Genomic DNA, 24,213 nt, shown 5'->3' on the forward strand with positions numbered 1-24,213 from the left:
TCCCGACCTTATGGGCGCTGAGCAGCAGCCTGTCCCTTCGCTAAATTATGGAGAAATCTCATGAAGACCACCAAAGCGTATCTCGTAGAGCCGCTAATCGCGACGATCCGCATCGTGGCGATCCCCGAAGAAAACTGGCTTGCCGTCATCCGAAACCTGATCGGCTGCGATCTCATCGACATGGTACAGATCAATGAGACCCTTGCCATTGTCGTCGACGACAACGGTCTACAGGAGGCCCTGCCTTGCGTGACGCAACTTCACGGCTATCCGTCGCCGCTCGCGGGCAATCTCCTGATCATCGGTACGAATGAATATGGCGAGACCGTCGATGTCACGACCGAAATCGAAGACGTAGCCAGCCGGCTTACGATCGTCAGGCCGATGTTGCATCCGGTATTCGAGTCGCTAAACGGTCCGCGCATCTTCGGCACGCGGCTGAGCGCCATGGAAGTGCATGTCGACCGGCGCCCGCCCGCCGTCATGGATAAAAATGTCCACTGATCGTTGCGGTCCGATCATTTGCCTTCGACCATGCAAACGGAAATCCGGCCATTCGCCAATGGCTGGATCGTCAACTCAAGGTTTCGGAGCTCTTGGGAAGAGCTCAACAATCAACTACAATCCGTTTCGATCCATCCGTATGGAGACGGACATGCCCATCAGAGTCGATGATCCGGAAGCCGAGCTCCTGATGCGCAAGTTCGCGTGGATGGCCGGCGTCGGCATCACGGATGCAATCGTCATCGCAATGCGCGAGGCGATCGACCGCCGCAGCCATGCTGAAACTCCGCTCGAAACCGCGGCGCGGCTGCGGCAGAAGCATGGCGTGTCGATGAATGACGAGACACGAACGCCGCTTTCCCGTGATGTCTTTGACGCCATGGGGAGCGATGGCTGATGTTCGTCGATGCCAGCGCGATTATCGCGCTCTTGTCGGACGAACCGGAAGCAGCACGCGCGTCCGATGCCATCGCGTCAGAAAGAGTTCCTTTCAGGTCGCCCGTCGCCATTTTCGAACCTGTTCTCCGCCGACGGCGGAGACAACGCGGCTTGCCATTCTTGCCGCCCATCTTTATCGCAGCGGACGCCGTGGCCTTAACTTGGGCCACAGCTTGCACTACGCGTGCGCTAGGTTCCACGGCGTCGCGATCCTTGTCACGGCGGACGAATTTCGGTCGACAGACCTGGAAACCATTCCCTGATTCCACTGCTACGGCAGTCTCGGCATATCACCCTCGGCGACACGCCAGACCCATGGGATCATTTCCGGCCGCGATTCCTTCAGATCCGCAAGCGCTGCCTCATAGTCGTTGCTCGCCCCAGCCGGCACGATATACATCGCGACCGGTCCTGACCGTTCTTGGGGCAGCGTGACAGATGCGATCGGTTGATCTGCGGCTAGATTGAAGCGTAAGCCCTTCACGCTCTTGCGCCGCCATCCGGACAACTTTTCCAAAAGGCGTTGTTCCTCGACGCTCTCGAACGGAATCCAGTTCTCATTGACCACCATCAGCGCGACTTCCTCCACCGTGGCTATCCCCGCCCCCGAAATCCCGAAGGTCGCGATCATGATGAGATGAAACTCATTGCTCGAACGCCAAAGCTCGAGGTCTCTTTCATACCTGGCGTTCAGGAGTCTCCAGGTGCCGGCTTCGATCATGAAGGGGAAGGGTAGGTGGCGCACCAGGATTTTTTGGCCGTCTCTCGCAGCGTCGAAGTCCTTCACCTCCGCCACCGCCAGCATGAGTTTACGCGGACCCGAACCCGACGCTTTGGCGCCGGCAAGTGTCGCCGCACGGCGAGCAGCGATCCCGTCCTTGTCCTCCGGGTGGTACGCCTCAGGGACAAATAGGATGTCGCTGAGCGGCGCACCGCGAACGTTCATTTGGGTAGCCGCATTGACAAGGCTTGCGCGAACACGCCCCCAGCCGCGCTTTCCGCTCCAGAGCGCGGTCCACTCTGTCAGTTCGCCCGTATCCCAAAGATAGTGCAGCAGGGCGCGCAGCGACAGTTTCTTCGCTTCATTGCGCACACTCTCGGCCGGTCGCGATGGCTGAGCGGCGCTTGCGCGACTGCCGCGTTTGGACAGGGAAAAATCGAGCTTGAGGAGCGACGATCCGGATGCCGCGTCGATCTGGATCGCGTTCCCGATCAGTGGGCCGAGACCGGAGAGCTCGTAGGGCGGCTCAAAGGATGAGCAGCCGGCTTCGTGATCCCGCCCGGTCAGCGGCATCCGCTTGACGAGGTATTGGCCGTCAACCTGGGCAATATACATTGGGACCGGCGGGTCCTTGCACTGGCACTGCGGCCGGAGCTTCTGTTCATACGCCTGCGGGAGGACACCCTGCAATTCCGGAGAACCCTCTTCGAATGACCTGCCGCCGATTAGAAACCGCCGCACATTGTCCCTCCTGATCGGTCATTTCAGTCGCACGTGATCGCGCCGACTGCGATGTAACACGAAGCCGGTCGACTATACTAGCGCAGAAAAACCACTATGGGTCATTGCTTCGGCCCGGCAGGGAGCCAACGCAGCGGAATTGGAAGGGAACGACGGTATGGGCCTGAGCTCGCACCGGTCGCAGCCCGTGTTGTGCCGGTGCTGAGCGTTTGGAGAGGGAGAGAGGGGCCGAAATGGGTTGGCCTGCCGGGACTTGGAGAGCGTCCGTGCGGGCCGGTCCTTTCTCGCTCTCGAACAGGGTATCCCATGAACGTGATCTCTTCCACGGCCGCGAACGCTGCGGCCATGCGGGGTGGCACCTCAAACGAACGTTTCCGCGCCAGTAAAATCCGCAAAGCCGGCGAGGCGCTTCTGCTGCTTCTTGAACGTGGAGAGGCAATCGACGCCGCCGATCTCCGCACCAACCTGACCGATGCTTTCGGCGGCTCGGATGCCGAGGGCCTCTGGACCTGGAAAGACGCCTACGAGGCATGCGAAGTCGCGCAGGTGCTCTTCCTGCGCAAGTTCGGTGCGGCGATCGCCGCCCGCTCAAACGCGTCGGAGGCAGCACTTGCGATGTTGACGAAGATAGCGGACCTGATCCCGAGCCATACGCGCCGCTCTGAGGAAAGCCTGCAGTTTCAGCAATTCTCAACGCCGATTCCGCTGGGCTATGTCGCGGCCCGCGCTGCCGGCCTCGTGGCGAACGACATCGTGCTCGAACCGTCTGCCGGGACGGGACTGATGGCAATCTTCGCCGAGCTTGCCCATGCACGCCTGGCACTCAACGAATATGCGCCCGTCCGGCATGCGCTTCTCGAGCAACTCTTTGCCGCCGCGCCGGTCACGCAGCATGACGCAGCCCACATCGACGACTACCTCGACCGTTCAGTGAGCCCGACCGTCGTGCTGATGAACCCGCCGTTTTCAGCCGGCGTTCACGTCGAGGGCCGCATGGCCGACGCCGCATGGCGTCATATGACCTCGGCCTTCGCGCGGCTTGCCCCGGGTGGGCGGCTCGTGGCGATTACCGGTGCCAGCCTTTCTCCCGACAACCCGAACTGGCGCGGCGCCTTCGTTCGCTTGCAGGAGCGCGGCTCGGTCCTGTTCAGCGCCGCCATCGGCGGCGGCGTCTATGCGCGGCACGGCACGACAATCGAGACGCGCCTGACGGTGATCGACAAGATCGCCCCCGCCGATCCAGCGAGCCTCGTTGCCTCGCACGGTGTCGCTCCCGATCCGGAAACGTTGCTCGCCTGGATTTCCGACCTTCCGCCGCGTTCCCAGTGCCTCCTACCCACCGGCATCCTGTCCGACTGCACGACAATGGCCGTACGCCAACGTGCCGACACCCTGCGCCCTGTGGCGGCCAGAGCGTCTACGGTGCGCCCTTCGCCTGCTGTCCGTGCCCTTCGTCCCGGGTTCTCGCCTGTGCGCCCTGCCGACGATCAGGTCGTCGAACTCTCCTACGAGCTGCGCGATGCTTCGCCCAAAATCCGGGTTGATGTCGCCGACGGCATTTACGAGCCCTATCAACTGCAGGCGATCAATATCCCCGATGCAAAACCCCATCCGGACAGGCTTGTGGAGTCCGTCGCAATGGCGTCGGTCGCGCCACCCAAACCGACCTACCGCCCGCATCTGCCAAAGCGTGCCGTCACCAAAGGCGATCTTTCCGACGCCCAGCTCGAAAGCGTGATCTATGCCGGCGAAGCCCATTCCGGCTATCTCGCCGGCCACTGGTCCGTCGATGCGAGCTTTGACAATCTCAGGGCCGTGACTCCAAACGCCGAGGGCGCGGTCCGCTATCGGCGCGGCTGGTTCCTGGGAGACGGCACAGGCGCCGGCAAGGGCCGTCAAGCGGCCGGGATTATTTTGGACAACTGGCTTAAAGGACGCCGCCGCCATCTATGGATCTCGAAATCCGAGACGCTGATCGAGGATGCACAGCGCGACTGGAGCGCGCTCGGCCAGGAGAAGCTGCAGGTCACGCCGCTTTCACGGTTCCGCCAGGGCGCGCCGATTAAGCTCCACGAAGGCATCCTCTTCGTCACTTTCGCCACACTGCGAAGTGACGAACGCGAGGGAAAGCGGTCGCGCGTCCAGCAGATCGTTGACTGGTTGGGAGGCGATTTTGACGGAGTTGTGATCTTCGACGAAGGTCATGCGATGGCAAACGCTGCGGGCGGCAGGTCCGAGCGCGGGGAAAAGGCTGCTTCGCAACAGGGCCGCGCCGGTCTGCGTCTGCAGCGTGCCCTTCCCGATGCCCGCGTCGTCTATGTCTCCGCGACCGGTGCATCCGAAGTCGAGTCGCTTGCCTATGCCGAACGGCTGGGCCTCTGGGGAGGCGCCGACTTTCCGTTCTCGACGCGATCCGAGTTCATTGCGGCGATCGAGGACGGCGGGGTGGCGACCATGGAAGTGCTTGCCCGCGATCTCAAGGCCATGGGCCTCTACTCCTCGCGGTCGCTCTCCTTCGAAGGCGTCGAATACGATATCCTCGAACATGCGCTCACCGACGAACAGGTACGCATCTACGATTCCTACGCCGAGGCTTTCCAGGTCATTCATAATCATCTCGACGCGGCGCTCGAGGCCTCCGGCATTTGTAGCAGCACGGGCACACTCAACAAAAACGCCAAGGCCGCGGCGCGTTCGGCCTTCGAAAGCTCGAAGCAGCGTTTCTTCAATCATCTTCTGACCTCGATGAAGACGCCCGCACTGATTGGTGCGATCAACAACGATCTGGACCAAGGCCACGCGGCGATCGTTCAGATCATCTCCACCGGCCAGTCGCTCACCGAACGCCGGCTGGCAGAAATCCCGACCGAGGAGTGGGGCGATATCCAGGTCGACGTCACACCGCGCGAGATCGTCGCGGAATATCTCAACCATTCCTTCCCGATCCAGCTTTTCGAGGAATATTCCGACGACCAGGGCAATCTGCTGTCGCGGCCGGTCCATGATGCCGACGGCAATCCAGTCCTTTGCCGCGAAGCCGTCGCCCGCCGGGACGCTCTCCTCGAACGGCTCGGCAGTCTGCCTGCCATTCCAACGGCGCTCGACCAGATCGTCCAGCACTTCGGCACGACCCGCGTTGCCGAGATCACCGGCCGCACGCGTCGGATCGTGCGCCGTGACGGCAGCGGCGCGATTGCCCGCTTTGCCGTCGAGAACCGGCCGGGCAGCGCCAATCTCGACGAGACGCGCGCTTTCATGGATGACGAGAAGCCGATCCTGATCTTCTCCGAAGCCGGCGGCACGGGACGCTCCTACCATGCCGACCTCGGCGCCAGGAACCAGCGGCTGCGGCTCCACAATCTCCTCGAGGCCGGATGGCGGGCGGACGTGGCGATCCAGGGGCTGGGACGCAGTCATCGTACCAACCAGGCGCAGCCGCCGCGCTTCCGCATGATCGCCACCAACGTCAAGGCCGAACGGCGATTTCTGTCGACCATCGCCCGGCGTCTCGACACGCTTGGAGCGATCACGCGCGGACAGCGTCAGACGGGCGGGCAGGGGATGTTCCGCTCCGAGGATAATCTCGAATCCCAATATGCCCGCGATGCGCTCAGGCAGTTCTATAGGCTCATCCATGGCGGCGGTATCGAAGGCTGCTCGCTCGAAACGTTCGAGACGATCACCGGCCTTTCATTGACGGCAGAGGAAGGTGGTCTCAAGGACGAGCTGCCGCCAATTCACACCTTCCTCAATCGGATGCTGGCGCTGACGGTTCGCATGCAGAACTTGCTGTTCGATGCCTTCGAGCAATTGCTCGCCGCCCGTGTCGAGGGCGCGATTGCGTCCGGCGTTTACGACAAGGGGCTGGAGACGCTTGTTGCGGACCGCATGACGGTGAAGGATCGGCGGCTGGTCTATACCCATCCGGTCACCGGCGCGCAGTCGCATCTCTTGACCATCGAACGCATGGATCGCAACAGGCCGATGGTGCTTTCCGACGCATTGGAACTCGCCGCGCATGATCGCCAAGCGAAGCTTGTGATCAACGGCAAGTCCGGCCGCCCGGCCGTCCAGGTTCCGGCTCGCTCGGTCATGCTCGATGACGGATCAATTGAGCCGCGGGTGGCGCTCATCCGGCCGATGGACGAGATCCGCTTCGAGCTGCGCCAGCTCGAAGAGACGAATTGGGAGGAAACGGACAAGCAAACCTTCTCGGCCGCCTGGGAGGCCGAGGTCGCCAATCTCCCCGAATTTTCGCTGTCGACGATGCATGTCGTTTCGGGCCTGCTATTGCCGATCTGGAAATTGCTGCCGCAGGATTATTGCCGGGTCTATCGCCTTCAGACCGACGAGGGTGAGCGCATCGTCGGCCGACTGATAACGTCCGAAGGGCTCTCTCGGTTGTGCCGGAATTTCGGGCTCGACCAGTCCGAAGTCGTCAGCGCCGATCAGATCTGGCAATCGCTGCTCGCCGGATCCTCGGTTGTCGGACTTGCCGGCGGCATGACGCTGCGGCGTGTCCGGGCGATGAACAACTACCGCATCGAGCTCACCGGCTTCACCGACGGCATGCGCGACAGGCTCCGAGCAATCGGCCTGTTCTCGGAAATGATCGCCTGGAAATTGCGGTACTTCATTCCAACGTCGGAGGAAGGACCGGCGATCCTCTCGCGCCTGATTGAACGGCATCACGTTGTCGACGTCGACGGCCGGGGGTGACCGTGATGTTATCCGCCTCGCAACTGGCGGATCGTCTCGCGCGCGACGCGGAGGCTGTCTGCCGCCATTATCTCTCCGCCGGCCACCGGGCCGGCAATTACTGGATCGTCGGCGATGTCGCCAACAACAAGGGCCGTTCGCTCTATGTTCGGCTTAAAGGTGATCGTGCGGGTCGCTGGACCGATGCCGCCTCCGGCCAATATGGCGATTTGCTCGATCTCGTACGGGAGGCCTCAGGGCTTGTCGACTTCCGTGACGTCGCCGATGAGGCGCGGCGTTTCCTGAACGAGCCCCGTGATCCAGCCCGTGCTGAACCGGGATTGTCGCAAAGCGGTGACGCTCCAACTGCGTCGATCGACCGACCGGCTGGCGAACGGGCACGACGGCTGTTTCGGATGACCGAACCGCTTGCCGGCACGCTCGCCGACGGCTACCTGCGCCAGCGCGGCATCCTGCGGGCGGCCTTGCATCCGGCGCTGCGGTTTCACCCATCCTGCTACTACCGCGATCTCGCAAGCGGCAGGACCAGCCGCTATCCGGCCCTGATCGCTGCCGTGACCGATCAATCCGGTGCGATCACGGGCGTGCATCGCACATACCTTGCGTGCTCCGGATCCGAGCCGGGCTGCATCGGCAAGGCTTCGGTCGACACACCCCGCCGTGCGCTGGGTACGCTGCTCGGCAATGCAGTGCGGTTCGGCTTTCCCGCAAAAGACCTTGTGCCGGTCATGATCGCGGGTGAAGGACTCGAAAGCATATTGTCGCTGTCTCATGTGATGCCCGCCATGCCGATGGTTTCGGCGCTGACGGCCAATCACCTCGCCGCCTTCCGGCCGCCGGCAGGGTGTCTGCGCCTCTACCTCGCCGCTGACGCCGATGCCGCCGGCCGGCACGGCATCGAAGGGTTGAGCCGCCGGGCGCAGGCGCTCGGCATCCTGCCGCTGGTGCTTAACCCCGAACTCGGCGACTTCAACGAGGACCTGCGACGTCTTGGGCCCGACCGGCTCTTGGCAAATCTCCGCGACCAGCTCGCACCGGAGGATGCGCATACGCTTCTGTCCGTATGACGCGGCAGCCGGGGAGGCACATGGCGAGCGCGGTGTTGCGGCGTGATGAACAGTGCCGGTCCGGAAAGGCCGCCATCCGGGTTTGCGCGCCTGCGGGCCTGGCGAGAGGCGACCCTTATCATGCCGCGTCCAGGCCTTCAGCGGGTCGGTCAGGTTTCTACCCCGCGCCGGCGCATTTTTCGCGCATCGGCTGATCCGGAAAGCGGGACCGCTTCCGGGCCGATGCCGGGCCGGCGCTCCTCGCGGGCCAAGAAACCTTCCCTCCGCCGCCCGGCGCTTCGCTGGGCCGCTCGCTTTGCTCGCGGTTCCGGCCCGTCTGCCGCATGAACAGGGATCGCCGTCAGGCCGCGAGAGGCGCGGCCGAAACCGACGGAGACCATCATGAACCGCACGCTTCCCATTGACGACGCCTTCGAGCCTCACCACGCATCCTCCCCGACCGACCGCTTCATCTACGAGATGCAGATCCATGGCTATCGCCCCTTCCAGGACGAGCCGGATCCACGGCCCCTACCGGAGGAACCGGTCGTCCACTCCGCGCTGACCGCGATCTTCGACGCCCTCACCGAAATGCTCGGCGACACGCGGCTCGAGCCCGATCTCGAAGACCTCTACTGGTCGACGGTCAATCTCTTCCACCGTGCCGGCGAACGCATCCAGCGCGAACTGCAGCGCAACGAAGATGCACAACGAACCGGGCAGAGCGAACAGGACGGCTCGGAGGTGAAAAGCGTCGAGCTGGAGCGCCACATCGCCGAGGGCATCACCCTTCTTGAGCGCCGCAACGCTTTCGAATTTATGCGCGACTATGCGGCTGACCTGTTCGAAGCCGAGACGGGCTCGGCCTGGCGGCCGCGCACCGGCTCCAAGGTCAGCCACGCCAACATGACCGCGGCTATGATCGACTCGAAAGACTTCCTGTCGGCCCGCCGTCGCGCCGAGACCGAGGTGCTGATGCCGGCCGGTACCAAGATCGCCTTTTCCGGCGGCATGGACTACAACGATCATGAGCGGATCTGGGGTAAACTCGACCTTGCCCATGCCAAGCATCCCGACATGGTTCTCCTGCACGGCGGCTCTCCGAAAGGCGCGGAGCGCATCGCCGCCTGCTGGGCCGAAAGCCGCAAAGTGACGCAGATCGCCTTCAAGCCGAACTGGGCAAAGCACGCCAAGGCAGCTCCTTTTCGTCGAAACGACGAGATGTTGTCGGTGATGCCTGCGGGCGTCATCATCTTCCCGGGCTCCGGGATTACCGGCAATCTCGCCGACAAGGCCCGCCGCCTCGGTATCCCCGTCTGGCAGGCGAACGGCGAGAGCGTTTGAGCGACCTTGGAGAACTGCCATGCGGGATGACCGCATGGCATTATTCATGATTGAGCCTCAAGCCCTGCCTTGACCGCTCCCGCTCTCTCTTGTTCATTCAGGCCATGGTCACGACCTTCAATGCCGTCCAGATTCGCGTTTGCCTCGACGAGATCGAGCCGGATGTCTGGCGTCGTCTCGTCCTGCCGAGCCAATGGAACCTCGAGCAATTGCACCTTGCCATCCAGGCGGCATTCAACTGGTGGAATTATCATCTCCACGAGTTCCGTATCGGCGGACTGCGCTATGGTGACGTCGCGCTCCTGACGGAAGATGCGCTTGACGACGATCCGCGCGTCTTTGATTTTCGGGAGGTGCGGCTTTGCGATTTCGCTGAGGGCGCCCGGTTTACCTATATCTACGACTTCGGCGACAACTGGCGCCATTCGGTCGTGGTGGAAGAGTTTCTCGCATTGGACGCGCCCCCGAAACATGGCGCGTGCGTCCAAGGTGCTCGCGCCCGCCCGCCCGAGGATGTCGGTGGCGTGTCGGGATACGAGCGCTTCCTGGACATCATGGCCGATCCGTCCGATCCCGAATACGCAGAAACCAAGCGCTGGTGCGGTGGACATTTCGATCCGGAATGGTTCGACCTCGCAATCGTCGACAAGGATGTTCGCAACGCTTTGCGCGCAAACGTGAAGCGGCGGCTTTACCAGCCGAAGCCCCCGTCCCGGCGCGGCAAATCGGGAATGTGACAAATATTGCCGATTGCCTTTTGCTGGCGCGGCGCAAAGTCCAGTCAAACTTCTGTGGTGGATCTTCTGATCTGAGGTGGACGATTCGCCGCCTCCACGACGAACGCCGCCACGCGGGCATTGCCCTGCCGACTTGAGAACGACGATTGATGGGAGGTAGTCTTTGAGAGAGTCTGAGGTCATCGAGTTCCAGGGGCTGCGGTTTCGTGTTCAACGGCGTCCTGGTTTCATCACACGCATTCAGGCTCGCCTGGCGCTACGCGCCTATGAGAAAACGAAGGGTCCTTTTCTCTGGTTCGAAGCCGAGTTCGAGCGGCTGGAGGCTCTTCGTGGGGCAGCATCGCAAAGATACTTGGTTCTCTATCGGCAAGGTCCGGATGCAGACGCGGTCGCGATTGCCGACGCGGAGCTTGAGATGGAGCAGATAAACAAGCGTTTCGAGGAGTTGGGCGAACCGTCACTGAAGGCGCTCGCGGCATTCGCCCGTGCCAAACGGTCGATGGAGTGTATTCTTGCAAAGGTCGGGTTCGAACCGGTCGATGAGGATCTCGCCGAAAAGCTTTGAATCTCAGGTGTGCCTTGGAAAAATCTCTCGGCCGATCTTGCCTACAGTCAGAATGACAATGAGGTGGAGTTCGAGCGCGTCGGTGAGGAACTGCACATTCGGCCACTGCGGCTCCCGCTAGGCGGCTCGCTTTCACTGCTTCGGTCGAGGATGCCCCATAAGGACTTCATAGTCTCTGTCAGTCAACCGTTCGATCGCTCGCAATTGGGTCGGAATATCCATCCGCTCATGCAACACGGCGGCAATAATGAAAGTTTCGTCGTCGACAACGATATAGACGGCATAGTGATGCTCGATCTTGTGAAGCCGGAACAAATAATGACCAACACGGTCGTCCTTCTTCGTCCTTACGCGGGCATATACTTCCGGGATAGTGTCGAAACCTGCGCGCAGCAGGCGACCATATATCTTAGCTTGTTCTGGCGACCATTTCCGCGCGGTTTCACGAACGGCAAGGCGATAGTTGTCGAGTGCAGTCGGCAAAATGAGGACGCGAGGGGCCACTAGCGCAGTTCTTTATCCAGTTCCGCATCGACGGCATCCAAAGCCGACAAGGGCAGCATTTCCCCACGACGAAACTCCTCCTCCGCTCTCAAAAGAGAACGGATTGCATAGCGGCGGTCTTCTTCACGCGCCATATCTTCGCGAATGAGAGCGCGCACATATTCGCTCGGCGTTGTGTACTGACTCTTCCCGTTGGCGCGCATATCGACGAATGCGCGCATTTCATCGGGCAAACTTACATGCAGGCTGCTGGTCACGACCACGCCCTCCTGGTTGGTTTTCGTCGCAAATTGTTCTTGATGCGAGCCGCAATGTCAATATTTGACATTGCGCGCTACAAATTTGACGCCAGTCCGTTCTGATAAAGGATGGTGGGCTCATGTCGGTGGATGCATAGGCGACTGGTCTGCCTATTTGTTCAACGCATCCTTGAGCGCCTTGGCGGGCGTGAATGCAAGCTTTCTTGCTGCGGCAACCTTAATTGTGGCGCCAGTCGCGGGATTGCGTGCTTCCCGCTCGGGCGTGTCTTTCGGCTTAAACTTACCAAATCCCGGGATCGACGTTTCAGCGCCTGTGGTCGCGGCCGTGGTGATCTCCCGGAATACGGCTTCGACGATCGCCTTGCTCTGCGCTTTGGTCAACTGATGGTCGGCGGCAATCTTGTCGGCGATTTCATTGGCTGTGGTCATGATCAGTCCCTCTCTAAAAGCATGACCATTTCATCGAAGGACGGTCGATGTCACCTTCCCGGCCGGTCGCCTTGTCCGGTTCATGTGGCATTTCCACAGTTTCCGACGGGAATGTAGCCCTTCTGGCGTTTCCGCCGCGCCAATTCCAGGAAGTGGCGTGCCGCGTCCCGCTCGGTTGAAAAGACCTCGCATTTGATGCCGCCGCGTTTGCCGATCCGCCCCCAGGACCGCACGACAGCCGTCTCGCCGAACAACGTCGTCTCGATCGCCAGCATATAGTAGCGCGCCATGTTGCGTGTGGCGTCAACGCGCTGACAGTAGAGTTTGAACGAATAGAGAGCCATGTCTCAAAGAATCGTGGCAACCGGGCGGCCTGTCCAACGACTGTTTTGAATCGATCAGGCGGGACTGATTCATGGCGTTGATAGATGGATCGCTTCGCGCGGAGCGAGCGGATGAGGCGGTTGCCACACGGTGCCAGATCGCTCCCCCGTTGTCGGCGGCAAGGCCCGTGCCCTGTTGCTGTCAGAGGGGACCCCAGGTGTTGGCGTCACCGGCGCCGGGGACATGCAAACAGACCGCACCGTCGCGCCTACTGCGTTGACCGGCCAGAGCCGCCGCCCGGCTGTTGCCGGGTGTGGCACACCGACGATCTCAGTTGGCCCCAGTGACGGATGGAAGCCGGCGCTCAATTTCCCCGTCGGCGGTGGGGACGAGGAGGCGGGCGATCCTGATGGTCTCGAAATTCGTTCACGCCGTCAGATCTGGCCCGGCGCAATCGGATGGCCATTGCTGCATCAACCTTCGTTCGCGCTCCGGGGCCATTCCCGTTCTCTATGTCGCCTTTCTAAGGGACCGGCCGCAACCAGCGTCAACCCCGCAAGGGGGTTCCCCTGCGCTCCGCTCCGGTGACGCCTGCGGCGCGGCCCCTTCTTCGGGCGCCATCGGGAATGGTCCCGAGCAACCGAAGGAGTAACTACCATGGCCACCACGATCGCAACCCTCACCCAGAAGACTGACGGCAGCCTCGAAGGCATCTTCGCAACCATCCGGGTCAACGCCCCGATCGCCATCGTCCCGAACAGCCACAAGGCAAGCGAGGAAGCCCCCGACTACCGCATCATCCACCGCAAGACCGGTTTCGAGATCGGCGCCGGCTGGAACCGCATCGCCCGCCAGACCGGCGAGGAATACCTCTCGGTCAAGCTGGAGGCCCCTGAGATTGGCGTCATCTTCGGAAACCTCGCCCCCGCGCCCGGCGGCGAACCGAACCGCAAGGTCATCCTCTGGAACAACCCGGCCTGAAGGCCGGCGACCGGCCCCTCAAGGGGCCGGTCCCATCCCGGACACGACACCGCTCCGAAAAGGACCTTCCCATGAGCCGCTACACCATCACCGTCGCCCAGCTTGCCAGCCAAGCAACCGATCCGGATGCCATTATCGGCTACGATCGTCCACTGCAGACCTTCTTCCTGCAGGCATTCCCCGACTCGGAAGGCGAGGATCTCGCCCTCTGGCTCGGAACCGATTTCCGAGCCTACGAAACGCTTTCCGCTCTGCGCACCGCGGCACTGGCTCAGGGCTACGACTTCCTCCCGATGGCCGCCGATACGGTCAGGTCTCTCGCCGACGATCTCGCCCGCGAAGGATGGCGCTCTCATGCCGACCCTCTCCTTGAAGCGCTGTTGAGCGGCAAGACCACCCCGACCTGATCTCGCGGTAACGTCTGAGCCCGCAGTTATCCGATGACGGCCGCGGGCGATATCTGATCCAGAATTTCGTCGGCGCCATTTCGCCGAGCGTGCCTTCCGGGGCTGCTCTCAGAGGCGGCAGCTTCGCTGCCGCTCGCTTTTTGGTGCCACACGAGAGGTTGGTTTTCTGCTCAGACTGTCCAAGTCTGTCATGAGGCAAGGAAGGCCTCAAGGCCCGAGCGGCCCCTCGCAATTTTTCCTCCGCTGCGTTGCACTCCGCTCCAGAAAAATCGGTTCCTCCGCTCGTCCGGCTCCGCCGGTCGCGTTCCGCGAGCCTTGACCCCTTCCTTGCCTCATGACGGCCGTCGGCATCTTTCACGTCAACAAGGATGACGACGATGACGAACAGCTACTATTTCACCCTTGAATGCACCATCGAGGAACTGCGGGCCGAGGCCAAAGAGGCGGCGTCCCTGGAAGAGCGCCGCATGATCGAGGCTGAACTGGAGGTGCTGAAGTCCGAGCTCGAGGAATATGCCCGGGAGCAGCTGCCGTGAGGCAGCTTCTTTCGCTCGGCTCTGGAGCGCGAGAGGCTGGATCGACCGGCCCCTCGCGCTGGCACCGTGTTCCCACAGTTGCGCTATGGCTTGATCGCGATTAGACTCGTGCAGAAACGCCAGTATATGGCAACAGCCGGATTTCCCGCCGTTGCCAGCAGATGCAAGTGAGAGCGCCCTCGTCGCACGCCGCAACCGGATGTCCTTTCATGACAATTGATCCTCACGCCACGACCGATCATTCCGATCCAATTCGGAAAGCTCCCTATTGGCGCTTGCTTGCTTTGCCTTTTGAATTTCTCAAAGCCGTCGGCCGCATCGTCCTCTATTGCATCTGGTATGTCGCCTTCTATCTCCTGTGCGCGTTTCGGCCGTTCACCGGGATGCTGGTTCTGGCGGCAATCGTCATGCCGCCGATGTCGATCGTCGTCCTTGCCCATCCGCAGGCGGCGGCGGGCATGCCGTTTTGGCTGATCGGCCTCATAGCGATCGGGTTTGTCGCCTTTGCCCTTGGCTATACAATGTTCGTCGATTGGTTCACGCCGCCTGGTGCTGAAGAACCGTTCGAGCGATATCGGCGTCAACGGTAGAAACCCGCCGACTGGCGCTACCACGAATGCTGCAAGATTTCTTCAATCCATCGCTCGCCGTCATAGGCAAATTCGACGTCGATCGACATGACAGCTGGGTCGTCGGAAAATCGGGTGCGAACCATCGAAGCGGCAAACGCATTCGAGGCCCGCTCTTCGGCGAGCGAGTCGACAATCTCGGGCGCCACGCAAATGTCTTGCAGGCGCCGACGAGCCAGAGCGTGATATCGTCATGGCCATCCGACGCTCGCCGATCGTCAGCCAGCATACCGTCCAGTAGCTCGGAATTCACCGACTAGCCGGGACCGTGGCAAAGCCAGGCTCTGCTCTGCGTGTGATTGAGAACGGCTGCGGCGATACATGGCCCCATGCCGAACGAACCGATCCTGTTGGGCGCTTCAGCAACGCGGCTTTGCCCCTGTTCCACATCGACCAGTTCACCGTCCATTGTCTTGACCGTATGGTCCTCACTTGGTGTTATCGTCAGTTCTTCACGAAGCGGTTGCGCTTGGACGCCGCGTGCATGTCCTTGCGCCTAAAGTAGATCGCCCGCCCGCAACGCAGCGGCGCTTGGCCCTGGACTATTATGATCTGCTCGTCCTTGCGCATCGATTGGGTGATCTCGTGCGGCATGATCAGCGGCCGGCGCTGGAAGTTGACACTCTCCGATTTGCGCGATGCGCTGTTCTTCGTGTCCCAGCCGATGTTGCGTGAACTTCCCTTCACCTCGACAGTCATCTCGCCGCACTGGGCCGAGACATTGCGCGCCGTATCGAGCGCCTTGATCGCGGCATAGCTCGCGAAGGCGCATCCGTCGATCCACGACGTCGCGCCGTCCTTGCCGAAATGCCGCTCGAGCTGGCCGACCGACTGGTACATCAGCATCATCGAGATGCCGTACTTGCGACCGCGATCCCGCGCCTCCTCAAGCACGCGCATATAGCCGAGGAGATCGACCTCATCGAGCATGAACAGCGCCCGGCGCTGGAACGCGCCATCGGCCTGCACCATGGCATTGATCAGTGAGCCAATGATAACCCGCCCGATTCCTGGATAAGAGCGCAGGATCGAGGCGGGGATATTGAGGAACACGTCCTTCTTGCCCGAAACAATGTCGCTCGACCGGAAAGCATTGCCGCAAACGAGGGCGGCGTAACTGTCGAGCGATAGCCACTGCGTATCCTTCGAGGCGGTCGAATAGACGCCGGAGAAGGTCTGCTCGGTCATGTTGGTGAAGACGCCAAGCGTCTCACGGATAAAGGCGGAGGCGGAATGCTCCTGAATGTCGCGCAACATCGCAAGCACCGAGGGTTCCGGCTCGGAAACGATCTGCCTGAGACTGCGCAAGGTTCGCCGTCCCTCGTAGTCCGGAGAGAGCATCACGTGCGCCAGCAGGCCGGTCAGGAGATTGTGCGCCTGGTTCTGGAAATAAGACCCGGTCGAACTTTCAAAGCGCAGGCTCTCCGACAGCAGCATGTGCGCGATGCCGACGATATCCTCCTCCTTTTGCTTTGACGTCTCGATCCCGTCCAGGACGTTGAAACCCATAACCGGATTGGTCGGGTCGAGCACCATGACCTCTCGGCCAAGGCCGCTCGTCCGGTGCTCGACCACCATCGGCGTGACTTCGGTTGACGGATCGAGGCAGATCAGCGGCCCGGTATATCTGAGCGCCGTCGGCACCACATTGCTGGTTGTCTTGTATCCGCCCGAGCCGGCGAAAAAGAGCATATGGGTCGAGTCGAAATCCTGTTTGTAGGTAAGCAGCGGCGCCTTGCCGCCTTGACCCCAAGTTGCCGGATCGTTGGGATCGAAGGGCAGCTCGTGGACGATTTCCCTGTCGACGCGATAACGCTCACCGACGACGATTTCGCCGTCCGGCGGAAACACTCTTGCCGCCGCCGACATCGGCAGCCAGTCCGCGTCTCCGAAGGTCCCGTGCCTGGCACGCTTCACCGGCTCGGGGACGACCGTCGAGATACGCGCGGCGACCGCGACTACCATGAAGGCTGTGACCGCGCCGAGGACGGCGACCATGTCGAGAAAGGAAAGAGCCCGCTCCCAGGTGACCGTGCCGCTCTCGACGAACGGCGCCAACCGGCCGAACTCGCGTAGCGCATAGAAGCCGGCGACCGTCAGAAAGCACGCGAGGCTGGCAATCGCGATCGGCCGCCGGCGATGCATGGGCAGGGCCCATACGGTCAACATCCCCGAGAGCGGCCCGAACAGCAATGCCGGTAAAGGTGCGGCCCGCAAAAACCAGTATTCGGCTTTTCCGGATAGTCCGGCGGTAAGCCCCTGCCACCGCCAGCCGGTGACATAGATGGCAAACGCAGTGACCGCGACGGGCACAAGAATGAGCAGGAGGCTCGGATGGAGTTTCGACTTCAACGCCATTCCAGCATCTCCTCGACGGGCGTGATCTCTTCCGATTGAGGAGAGGTTCTGAATGCCTTTTCGCCGATGTCGCGCAGTCGCCGATATTCCGACGAGCCTGCTTCCACTCTCGCCATTTCCATAAGTCCGCCGAGTAAAAAGGCCCGGTCGGACGTGGAAAGGCCCGCCCTGACGACGATGCCGCCCAGCAGGAATTTCTCCCGCGCCGCGCGCTTGCGATCAGCTGTCATGAGAAACCTCCGTCGCCGCTCCAGCCCCACTATCTGCTGGTCGACGCACTTGAGGAGAAGCGGCAGCAGTCGCCTTCTTTTCGCTTTGGCGAAATCGCGCGGCGACCTCTTCGAAGATGCGGTCAAGTTCGTCGTCGGGGATCTCCATTTCCGCCAAACCGGACTTCGTGGCGGCGCGAGCAAAACGCTCCGCCGATCTGACGACGAGCAGTTTCCTGCGTTCGCGCAGTTTTTCGATCTGAGCGTCGAGATCAGTGATCGAAGTCTTGGCAGCCATTCCAGTTTCCTTCCCGAGTCGAGACAATCTAAACGATAACGATTATACCGGCTAGAATGCGCCAGTAAAATAGGTTATTTTGCATTTACTCCGAAAACGTAGCTGCCGGGAATCCGGCCATGGCCGCCATCCGGAAAAGCGGCATCGGCCCTTCGGTCCGATCGGTTTGAGGGCGCAATATACGTCGCTGGCGCGACGTGCTTGAGAGGTCTGGAGGCAGTCGTGGCGATCATGTTCGTCAGAGCGCAGGTGATCAGCAGAGGGGCGGGGCGCAGTATCGTCTCGGCCGCCGCCTATCGCCATCGCGCCCGGATGATGGACGAACAGGCCGGCACGTCCTTCAGCTATCGCGGCGGAGCCGCCGAATTGATGCATGAAGAGCTCGCATTACCGGAGGACGTTCCGGCCTGGCTGAAGGCGGCGCTCGACGGCCAATCAGCTGTCAAGGCGAGCGAGGCGCTCTGGAACGCGGTCGACGCGTTTGAGAAAAGAGCCGACGCACAGCTGGCGCGGGAACTGATCATTGCCCTGCCGGAGGAACTGACCCGGGCCGAAAACATCGCCTTGGTTCGCGAATTCGTCCGGGACAACCTGACGTCCAGCGGTATGGTTGCCGATTGGGTGTACCACGACAAGGACGGCAATCCGCACATTCATCTGATGACGACGCTTCGACCCCTGACCGAGGACGGGTTCGGGCCGAAGAAGGTCGCGGTCACGGCAGATGACGGCACGCCGTTGCGCGTCGTCACACCGGACCGGCCGAAGGGCAAGATCGTCTACAGGATCTGGGCCGGTGACAAGGAAACGATGAAATCGTGGAAGATCGCCTGGGCGGAAACCGCCAACCGGCATCTCGCACTGGCCGGTCATGAGGTCCGCCTCGACGGCCGCTCCTATGCCGAACAGGGTCTGGACGGCATCGCGCAAAAGCACCTCGGCCCGGAAAAGGCGGCGCTCGCGCGAAAGGGCGTCGAGATGTATTTCGCGCCGGCGGATCTTGTGCGGCGGCAGGAAATGGCGGACCGGCTGCTTGCTGAACCTGAGCTGCTCTTGAAACAGCTCGCGAACGAACGCTCCACTTTCGACGAGCGTGACATCGCCAAGGCGCTGCATCGCTATGTCGACGATCCCACGGACTTCGCCAATATCCGCGCGCGCCTCATGGCCTCGGACGATCTCGTGCTCTTGCGGCCGCAGCAGGTCGACGGGCAGTCCGTTAGGGTCTCCGAACCGGCGATCTTCACAACGCGAGACATCCTGCGCATCGAATATGACATGGCGCAGTCGGCAGAACATCTCGCCAAGCAGAAAGGCTTTGGTGTTTCGCCGAGGCACGTCGCGGCCGCCGTCGCCAGCATCGAGACGGCCAATCCGGAAAAAGCCTTCAAGCTTGATGCCGAACAGGTGGACGCTGTCCGCCACGTCACCGGTGACAACGGCATTGCCGCCGTCGTCGGTCTCGCCGGTGCCGGCAAGTCGACGCTGCTGGCAGCCGCCCGCGTCGCATGGGAAAGCGAAAGCCGCCGGGTGATCGGCGCAGCTCTCGCCGGCAAGGCCGCGGAAGGGCTTGAAGACAGTTCCGGCATCAGGTCGCGCACGCTCGCCTCCTGGGAGCTCGCCTGGGCCGGCGGCCGGGAATTGCTCCATCGCGGGGACGTGCTTGTCATCGACGAGGCCGGTATGGTGTCGTCTGGGCAGATGGCGCGAGTCCTCAAGACCGTCGAAGATGCAGGCGCGAAAGCCGTGCTGGTCGGCGACGCGATGCAACTGCAGCCGATCCAGGCGGGTGCTGCCTTCCGGGCGATTTCCGAGCGTGTCGGTTTTGCCGAGCTTGCCGGCGTGCGCCGCCAGCGCGATGAGTGGGCGCGCGACGCATCCCGTCTTTTCGCCCGCGGCAAGGTCGAACAGGGCCTCGATGCTTATGCGCAGCGCGGCCACATTACCGAGGCAGAAAGGCGCGACGAAATCATCGGTCGCATCGTTGCCGATTGGACGGAAGCACGTCGTGACCTGCTCCAGAAAATCACCGACGGGGGGACTGCGCCTCGGCTTCGTGGCGACGAACTGCTTGTGCTGGCGCACACCAATGAGGATGTGAAGCGTCTCAATCAATCCCTGCGCAAGGTGATGATGGAGGAGAGCGCACTGACCGACGCGCGCGAATACCAGACGGCACGCGGGCTTCGCGAGTTCGCCGCCGGAGACCGGATCATCTTTCTGGAAAATGCCCGTTTCCTCGAACCGCGTGCGCGCCGCCACGGGCAGCAGTATGTCAAGAACGGTATGCTCGGCACGGTCGTTTCGACCGGTGACAAGCGAGGCGACACGCTGCTGACGGTTCGCCTCGACAATGGCCGCGACGTTGTTCTGAGCGAAGACAGTTATCGCAATATCGACCATGGCTATGCCGCAACGATCCACAAATCTCAAGGGTCGACCGTCGACCGGACCTTCGTCCTTGCCACCGGCATGATGGACCAGCATCTGACATATGTGGCGATGACCCGCCATCGCGACCGCGCCGACCTCTATGCGGCGAGCGAGGATTTTGCGGCGAAGCCGGAATGGGGACATAAGCCACGTGTCGATCATGCCGCCGGCGTCACCGGTGAACTCGTCGCAACCGGCTTCGCGAGATTTCGGCCCGAAGACGAGGATTCGGAAAATCCCTTTGCCGATGTCAGGACAAATGACGGAACCGTTCATCGTCTCTGGGGCGTCAGCCTGCCCAAGGCGCTCGAGGAGGCGGGCGTCTCGGAGGGCGATACCGTCACGCTACGGAAGGACGGTGTCGAGAAAGTCAAGGTGACGATCCCGGTCATCGATGAAAACACGGGCGAAAAGCACTTTGAGGAACGCGAGGTCGATCGCAACGTCTGGACCGCCAAGCTGATTGAGTCCGCCGAGGCTCGCGTGGAGCGGATCGAGCGGGAAAATCATCGGCCGGAGCTGTTCGGTGAGCTTGTCGAGCGCCTTGGTAGGTCCGGCGCCAAGACAACGACGCTCGATTTCGAAAGCGAGGAAGGTTATCGCACGCTGCGCCAGGACTTCGCACGGCGGCGCGGCATCGACACGCTCGCCGGGGTCGCGGCGCGACAAGAGGAGGGTATTTCCCGGCAACTGGCGTGGATCGCGGAGAAGAGGGAGCAGGTCGTAAAGCTCTGGGAGCGTGCAAGCGTGGCGCTCGGCTTTGCGATCGCGCACGAGCGGCGCACGGCTTATAACGAGGAACCGCGCGAGTCCCTCGCAGCGGACATCCCGGCGACCGGGAAATATCTGATTCCGCCCAGCACCATATTCGCCCGCAGCGTCAATGAGGATGCACGCCGGGCGCAACTCGCCTCGCCGCGGTGGAAAGAGCGGGACGCCATCCTGCGGCCGGTGCTCGAAAAGATTTATCGCGATCCGTACGCAGCACTTGTCCGCCTGAACACATTGGCGTCGGATGCAATGATCGAACCCCGCAAGCTTGTCGACGATCTTGGCGTCAAGCCAGAGCGGCTCGGCCGCCTGCACGGGTCCAATCTCATGGTTGACGGTCGGGCAGCACGCGATGAGCGTGCCGCCGCGACGGCCGCGATCAAGGACTTGCTGCCGCTGGCTCGGGCGCATGCGACCGAGTTCCGCCGGACCGCAGGCCAATTCATCGAGCGCGAGGGGACGCGCCGGGAATACATGTCGCTGTCGATCCCGGCGCTTTCGAAACCGGCGATGGCGCGCCTCGTCGAAATCGAGGCGATCCGCGAACGAGGCGGCGAGGGCGCCTACAAGACCGCCTTCGCCAATGCCGGTGAGGACCGAGCGCTTGTCCAGGAGGTCAAGGCCGTCAACGACGCGTTGACGGCACGATTCGGCTGGAGCGCCTTTACTGCCAAGGGAGACGCAGTCGCCGAGCGCCACATCGCGGAGCGCATGCCCGACGATCTTTCCCCTGAACGTCGCGACAAGCTCACCCGCCTCTTCGCCGTCGTCCGGCGCTTTGCCGAGGAACAGCATTTGGCCGAGCGGCAGGACCGATCGAAGATCGTTGCCGGCGCAAGCGTCGCGGCTGTTTCAGAGGCGGTGACGGTCTTGCCGATGCTCGCCGCCGTGACCGAGTTCAAAACGCCGGTGGAAGAGGAGGCGCGGATACGCGCAACGGCGGCCGCCCACTACCGTCATCATCGCACGGCACTCACTGACACCGCGACCCTCGTCTGGCGCGATCCCGCCGGCGGGGTCGAAAAGATTGAGGCGCTCCTCGTCAAAGGCTTTGCTGGCGATCGCATTGCGGCGGCCGTCAACAATGATCCCTCCGCCTATGGAGCGCTCAGAGGGTCCAGCCGGCTGGTGGACAAACTGCTTGCCCCCGGCCGCGAGCGAAAGGAAGCCCTTCTCGCCGTGCCGGAAGCAGCAAGCCGCATCCGTTCGCTCGGTGCGTCCTACGCCAGTGCGCTAGATGCCGAAACACGAGGCATTATCGAAGAGCGCCGGCGCATGGCTGTCGCCATTCCCGGATTGTCAAAGGCGGCCGAAGACGCCCTCAACCGGCTGACGGCCGAAATGAGCAAAAAGGGCAGCAAGCTCGACATCGCCGCCGGTTCGCTCGATCCGGCCATCGCCCGCGAGTTCGCCACGGTCAGCCGGGCGCTCGACGAGCGTTTCGGCCACAAAGCCATTCTGCGCGGCGAAAAGGACGTCATTAATCGCGTGGCGTCGGCCCAGCGGCGCGCCTTCGAGGCAATGCGGGAGAAGATGAAGGTTCTGCAGCAGACGGTTCGACATCAGGGCAGCGAACAGGTTCTCTCCGAACGCCGAAGGCGCGCCATCGATCGCGCGCGCGGCCTCAGTCGATAGCACTTTAGAGACATCAGAGAAGTGAAAGGAAAAGCACATGGCAGGTCAGGACATGCCCTACGAAGCAACCATCCGCACCGAAATCGCCATCAGGATTCTCAATCAGGCGCGCGCCATCGTCACGACACGCGTCTATGCGCTCGAGGAAGAGAATCCCACCGCGGCCGACCAGTTGCGCGACCGCCGCCGCGATCTTTTGGAGCTCCAAGAGAGCCTTGGGCCGGACAATCCTGACGCGGTGGAACATGTCATCGCCATCTGGGGACCGCGCGTCCAGGACGAGACACGCTTCTGGGCGGAGTTTTGATCATGGCGGAGGACGTGGTCGGGTTGCTCTCGCCCGAGAGGAACGAGAAGATTTTTCAGAAAGACATTTTACGCGATTATCTGCCGGAGGGGATGAGACGATCGGAGCGGCCGCGCCTGATCCTGATCGGCGGCCAACCGGGCGCCGGCAAGACGGCGGTTCTAACCGCGAGCCATTACGAACTTGCGCAATCAGGACCGACCATTCGCATTGTTGGTGACGACCTCAGATCCTATCATCCGCAATTTCTTGCCTTCCAGCGTCAGGATCCGGAGACCGCGTCCCAATTCACACAAGGAGATGCCGGACGCTGGACCGAGAAGCTGCTGTCGATTGCGGCTGAACGGCAGGTCAACATCGTCTTCGAGACCACGATGCGCACGCCGGAAAATGTCGCCCGGGTAATTGAAGTGGCGCGGCATGCCGGCTACGCGGTCGAGGTGCGTGCGGTCGCCGTCAATCCTCGCGTCAGTTGGCAGGCAAACCATTACCGCTTCGAGGAAATGCTGCATGCCGGGCTGGCGGCACGGATCCCCCCGCAGCACGTTCATGATGCCGCCATCGACGGTCTTCGCGTCAGTCTCGACAAGATCGAAAGCGAGCATTTGGTCGACCGCGTGCAATTGCGCACACGTGGCGGCTCCGTCATCTACGACAATGAGCGCCGCGACGATCAATGGACGCATCGCCCCAGTGGCCGGCTGGCATTGGAGCGCGAGCAGTCACGGCCAATGACACCTGGAGAGTTGCAACGCTTCGCGGACGATTGGAACCATGTGCTTGCCCGAATGGAAGCGCGCAGCGTTTCGAAGGATCGGATCGCAGCAGTGGAAATCCGTGCACAAGAAGATGTTGCTCATCTGTTGGCGCAACGCCGGGACACAGAGGGCGCCCAAAGCAAAAGACGCGGCAGGACAATCCTGCAGGAACCCGTCGACGGTCATCGCCTGTTCGTCGAGCTCTACGAAAATGCGATCCGCGACGCCGAGCGCCGTCCGATCGGCAATGTCGAGGCTCATGCCGTCGGACGCCTCACGCAGAGCTACATGGCTTTGAAGCTGGTCGAGGTGGCACGCGATCTTGGCCTGCTGCCGGACGAGAGCAAGATCGTCGCAACGCGGGCCTTTGCACAGGACAAGCGCGGGTCGCTCGAATTCCCCGCGGCGCATCGCCTGCCGGCGGACCTCGCCGTGGAAATGCCGGATGGGATCCGACGGCGGCTGACCGACAGTATCCGTCCGAGCGAGACCGCCTTTGAATATTGGATAAAACTGTTCAGACCCTGTCCTTATTCCCAGGCATAAGGACAGTTGGGCA

23 protein-coding genes are annotated in these 24,213 nt (G+C 62.0%); 14 read left to right on the forward strand and 9 right to left on the reverse strand.

Annotated elements, in window-relative coordinates:
• Positions 1-60: 60 nt before the first annotated feature.
• The gene (locus tag NBG89_RS28890; RefSeq protein ID WP_416068611.1) at positions 61-504 is read left to right on the forward strand and encodes a DUF3846 domain-containing protein; all 444 of its coding nucleotides are present in this window, start codon (positions 61-63) and stop codon (positions 502-504) included.
• 151 nt (positions 505-655) lie between these two features.
• Positions 656-901 (forward strand): type II toxin-antitoxin system VapB family antitoxin, encoded by a 246-nt coding sequence (locus NBG89_RS28895; protein ID WP_416068610.1) that lies wholly within the window; start codon positions 656-658, stop codon positions 899-901.
• A 312-nt stretch (positions 902-1,213) separates the two neighbouring features.
• Here NBG89_RS28895 and NBG89_RS28900 read toward each other — a convergent pair whose 3' ends face one another.
• The gene (locus NBG89_RS28900; RefSeq protein WP_416068609.1) at positions 1,214-2,404 is read right to left on the reverse strand and encodes a DUF1173 domain-containing protein; all 1,191 of its coding nucleotides are present in this window, start codon (positions 2,402-2,404) and stop codon (positions 1,214-1,216) included.
• Between the two features lie 306 nt (positions 2,405-2,710).
• Here NBG89_RS28900 and NBG89_RS28905 point away from each other — a divergent pair, with 306 nt between their 5' ends.
• The 5 genes from NBG89_RS28905 (at position 2,711) to NBG89_RS28925 (ending at position 10,815) form a co-directional block, all read left to right on the forward strand.
• Positions 2,711-7,123 carry a strawberry notch-like NTP hydrolase domain-containing protein gene (locus tag NBG89_RS28905; RefSeq protein ID WP_416068608.1) on the forward strand — a complete coding sequence of 1,471 codons (4,413 nt, stop codon included), beginning with the start codon at positions 2,711-2,713 and terminating at the stop codon, positions 7,121-7,123.
• A gap of 5 nt (positions 7,124-7,128) precedes the next feature.
• Positions 7,129-8,190, forward strand: coding sequence for a DUF7146 domain-containing protein (locus NBG89_RS28910; protein WP_416068784.1), 1,062 nt, complete (start codon positions 7,129-7,131; stop codon positions 8,188-8,190).
• Between the two features lie 381 nt (positions 8,191-8,571).
• Positions 8,572-9,513: a DUF2493 domain-containing protein gene (locus NBG89_RS28915; RefSeq protein WP_413990710.1), complete on the forward strand. Its 942-nt coding sequence runs from the start codon at positions 8,572-8,574 to the stop codon at positions 9,511-9,513.
• Positions 9,514-9,617: 104 nt separating this feature from the next.
• A complete protein-coding gene (locus NBG89_RS28920; protein WP_416068783.1) occupies positions 9,618-10,250 on the forward strand; it encodes a plasmid pRiA4b ORF-3 family protein in 633 nt (210 codons plus the stop codon).
• 163 nt (positions 10,251-10,413) lie between these two features.
• Entirely contained in the window at positions 10,414-10,815 is a 402-nt protein-coding gene (locus NBG89_RS28925) for a hypothetical protein (RefSeq protein ID WP_416068607.1), read from the forward strand.
• A gap of 132 nt (positions 10,816-10,947) precedes the next feature.
• Here NBG89_RS28925 and NBG89_RS28930 read toward each other — a convergent pair whose 3' ends face one another.
• From NBG89_RS28930 to NBG89_RS28945, 4 genes are all read right to left on the reverse strand, one after another.
• Positions 10,948-11,319 (reverse strand): type II toxin-antitoxin system RelE/ParE family toxin, encoded by a 372-nt coding sequence (locus NBG89_RS28930; protein ID WP_431324642.1) that lies wholly within the window; start codon positions 11,317-11,319, stop codon positions 10,948-10,950.
• Positions 11,319-11,576 (reverse strand): ribbon-helix-helix domain-containing protein, encoded by a 258-nt coding sequence (locus tag NBG89_RS28935; protein ID WP_416068606.1) that lies wholly within the window; start codon positions 11,574-11,576, stop codon positions 11,319-11,321. The genes NBG89_RS28930 and NBG89_RS28935 overlap by 1 nt, the downstream gene beginning before the upstream one ends.
• 153 nt (positions 11,577-11,729) lie before the next feature.
• A complete protein-coding gene (locus tag NBG89_RS28940) occupies positions 11,730-12,008 on the reverse strand; it encodes an HU family DNA-binding protein (protein ID WP_416068605.1) in 279 nt (92 codons plus the stop codon).
• An 80-nt stretch (positions 12,009-12,088) separates the two neighbouring features.
• Positions 12,089-12,352 carry a WGR domain-containing protein gene (locus NBG89_RS28945; protein ID WP_416068604.1) on the reverse strand — a complete coding sequence of 88 codons (264 nt, stop codon included), beginning with the start codon at positions 12,350-12,352 and terminating at the stop codon, positions 12,089-12,091.
• Between the two features lie 637 nt (positions 12,353-12,989).
• Here NBG89_RS28945 and NBG89_RS28950 point away from each other — a divergent pair.
• The 4 genes from NBG89_RS28950 (at position 12,990) to NBG89_RS28965 (ending at position 14,846) form a co-directional block, all read left to right on the forward strand.
• The gene (locus tag NBG89_RS28950) at positions 12,990-13,313 is read left to right on the forward strand and encodes a DUF736 domain-containing protein (protein ID WP_416068603.1); all 324 of its coding nucleotides are present in this window, start codon (positions 12,990-12,992) and stop codon (positions 13,311-13,313) included.
• Positions 13,314-13,384: 71 nt separating this feature from the next.
• On the forward strand, positions 13,385-13,720 hold the full coding sequence (locus NBG89_RS28955; protein WP_069460878.1) for a hypothetical protein: 336 nt from the start codon (positions 13,385-13,387) through the stop codon (positions 13,718-13,720).
• 377 nt (positions 13,721-14,097) lie between these two features.
• Entirely contained in the window at positions 14,098-14,256 is a 159-nt protein-coding gene (locus NBG89_RS28960; protein ID WP_416068602.1) for a hypothetical protein, read from the forward strand.
• A gap of 209 nt (positions 14,257-14,465) precedes the next feature.
• Complete coding sequence (locus NBG89_RS28965) at positions 14,466-14,846, forward strand: hypothetical protein (RefSeq protein ID WP_416068601.1); 381 nt, start codon at positions 14,466-14,468, stop codon at positions 14,844-14,846.
• 17 nt (positions 14,847-14,863) lie between these two features.
• On the opposite strand, the gene NBG89_RS28970 is transcribed toward NBG89_RS28965, so the two are convergent.
• The 4 genes from NBG89_RS28970 to NBG89_RS28985 all read right to left on the reverse strand — a co-directional run bounded on the left by NBG89_RS28970 (position 14,864) and on the right by NBG89_RS28985 (position 17,750).
• Positions 14,864-15,034 carry a hypothetical protein gene (locus NBG89_RS28970; protein WP_416068600.1) on the reverse strand — a complete coding sequence of 57 codons (171 nt, stop codon included), beginning with the start codon at positions 15,032-15,034 and terminating at the stop codon, positions 14,864-14,866.
• Between the two features lie 295 nt (positions 15,035-15,329).
• Complete coding sequence (traG, locus tag NBG89_RS28975) at positions 15,330-17,243, reverse strand: Ti-type conjugative transfer system protein TraG (RefSeq protein ID WP_416068598.1); 1,914 nt, start codon at positions 17,241-17,243, stop codon at positions 15,330-15,332.
• The gene (locus NBG89_RS28980) at positions 17,234-17,473 is read right to left on the reverse strand and encodes a conjugal transfer protein TraD (protein WP_413990702.1); all 240 of its coding nucleotides are present in this window, start codon (positions 17,471-17,473) and stop codon (positions 17,234-17,236) included. The genes traG and NBG89_RS28980 overlap by 10 nt, the downstream gene beginning before the upstream one ends.
• Positions 17,463-17,750 carry a TraC family protein gene (locus NBG89_RS28985; protein ID WP_416068597.1) on the reverse strand — a complete coding sequence of 96 codons (288 nt, stop codon included), beginning with the start codon at positions 17,748-17,750 and terminating at the stop codon, positions 17,463-17,465. The genes NBG89_RS28980 and NBG89_RS28985 overlap by 11 nt, the downstream gene beginning before the upstream one ends.
• A gap of 222 nt (positions 17,751-17,972) precedes the next feature.
• Between NBG89_RS28985 and traA the strand changes: the two genes are divergently transcribed.
• The 3 genes from traA to NBG89_RS29000 are packed head-to-tail and all read left to right on the forward strand — an operon-like array spanning position 17,973 to position 24,200.
• Entirely contained in the window at positions 17,973-22,589 is a 4,617-nt protein-coding gene (traA, locus tag NBG89_RS28990) for a Ti-type conjugative transfer relaxase TraA (protein ID WP_416068596.1), read from the forward strand.
• A gap of 37 nt (positions 22,590-22,626) precedes the next feature.
• Positions 22,627-22,896 (forward strand): hypothetical protein, encoded by a 270-nt coding sequence (locus NBG89_RS28995; protein WP_416068595.1) that lies wholly within the window; start codon positions 22,627-22,629, stop codon positions 22,894-22,896.
• Positions 22,897-22,898: 2 nt separating this feature from the next.
• Positions 22,899-24,200: a zeta toxin family protein gene (locus tag NBG89_RS29000; RefSeq protein WP_416068594.1), complete on the forward strand. Its 1,302-nt coding sequence runs from the start codon at positions 22,899-22,901 to the stop codon at positions 24,198-24,200.
• Positions 24,201-24,213: the final 13 nt, after the last annotated feature.

It is taken from the genome of Rhizobium sp. YTU87027, assembly GCF_050644135.1.
GTDB lineage: Bacteria > Pseudomonadota > Alphaproteobacteria > Rhizobiales > Rhizobiaceae > Rhizobium.

What these genes read in the sequence shown, in the direction of transcription:
- NBG89_RS28890 (WP_416068611.1), top strand. Translation starts at nt 61, where the DNA reads ATGAAGACCACCAAAGCGTATCTCGTAGAGCCGCTAATCGCGACGATC.
- NBG89_RS28895 (WP_416068610.1), top strand. Translation starts at nt 656, where the DNA reads ATGCCCATCAGAGTCGATGATCCGGAAGCCGAGCTCCTGATGCGCAAG.
- NBG89_RS28905 (WP_416068608.1), top strand. Translation starts at nt 2,711, where the DNA reads ATGAACGTGATCTCTTCCACGGCCGCGAACGCTGCGGCCATGCGGGGT.
- NBG89_RS28910 (WP_416068784.1), top strand. Translation starts at nt 7,129, where the DNA reads ATGTTATCCGCCTCGCAACTGGCGGATCGTCTCGCGCGCGACGCGGAG.
- NBG89_RS28915 (WP_413990710.1), top strand. Translation starts at nt 8,572, where the DNA reads ATGAACCGCACGCTTCCCATTGACGACGCCTTCGAGCCTCACCACGCA.
- NBG89_RS28920 (WP_416068783.1), top strand. Translation starts at nt 9,618, where the DNA reads ATGGTCACGACCTTCAATGCCGTCCAGATTCGCGTTTGCCTCGACGAG.
- NBG89_RS28940 (WP_416068605.1), bottom strand. Translation starts at nt 12,008, where the DNA reads ATGACCACAGCCAATGAAATCGCCGACAAGATTGCCGCCGACCATCAG.
- NBG89_RS28945 (WP_416068604.1), bottom strand. Translation starts at nt 12,352, where the DNA reads ATGGCTCTCTATTCGTTCAAACTCTACTGTCAGCGCGTTGACGCCACA.
- NBG89_RS28950 (WP_416068603.1), top strand. Translation starts at nt 12,990, where the DNA reads ATGGCCACCACGATCGCAACCCTCACCCAGAAGACTGACGGCAGCCTC.
- NBG89_RS28955 (WP_069460878.1), top strand. Translation starts at nt 13,385, where the DNA reads ATGAGCCGCTACACCATCACCGTCGCCCAGCTTGCCAGCCAAGCAACC.
- NBG89_RS28960 (WP_416068602.1), top strand. Translation starts at nt 14,098, where the DNA reads ATGACGAACAGCTACTATTTCACCCTTGAATGCACCATCGAGGAACTG.
- NBG89_RS28965 (WP_416068601.1), top strand. Translation starts at nt 14,466, where the DNA reads ATGACAATTGATCCTCACGCCACGACCGATCATTCCGATCCAATTCGG.
- traG (WP_416068598.1), bottom strand. Translation starts at nt 17,243, where the DNA reads ATGGCGTTGAAGTCGAAACTCCATCCGAGCCTCCTGCTCATTCTTGTG.
- NBG89_RS28980 (WP_413990702.1), bottom strand. Translation starts at nt 17,473, where the DNA reads ATGACAGCTGATCGCAAGCGCGCGGCGCGGGAGAAATTCCTGCTGGGC.
- NBG89_RS28985 (WP_416068597.1), bottom strand. Translation starts at nt 17,750, where the DNA reads ATGGCTGCCAAGACTTCGATCACTGATCTCGACGCTCAGATCGAAAAA.
- NBG89_RS28995 (WP_416068595.1), top strand. Translation starts at nt 22,627, where the DNA reads ATGGCAGGTCAGGACATGCCCTACGAAGCAACCATCCGCACCGAAATC.
- NBG89_RS29000 (WP_416068594.1), top strand. Translation starts at nt 22,899, where the DNA reads ATGGCGGAGGACGTGGTCGGGTTGCTCTCGCCCGAGAGGAACGAGAAG.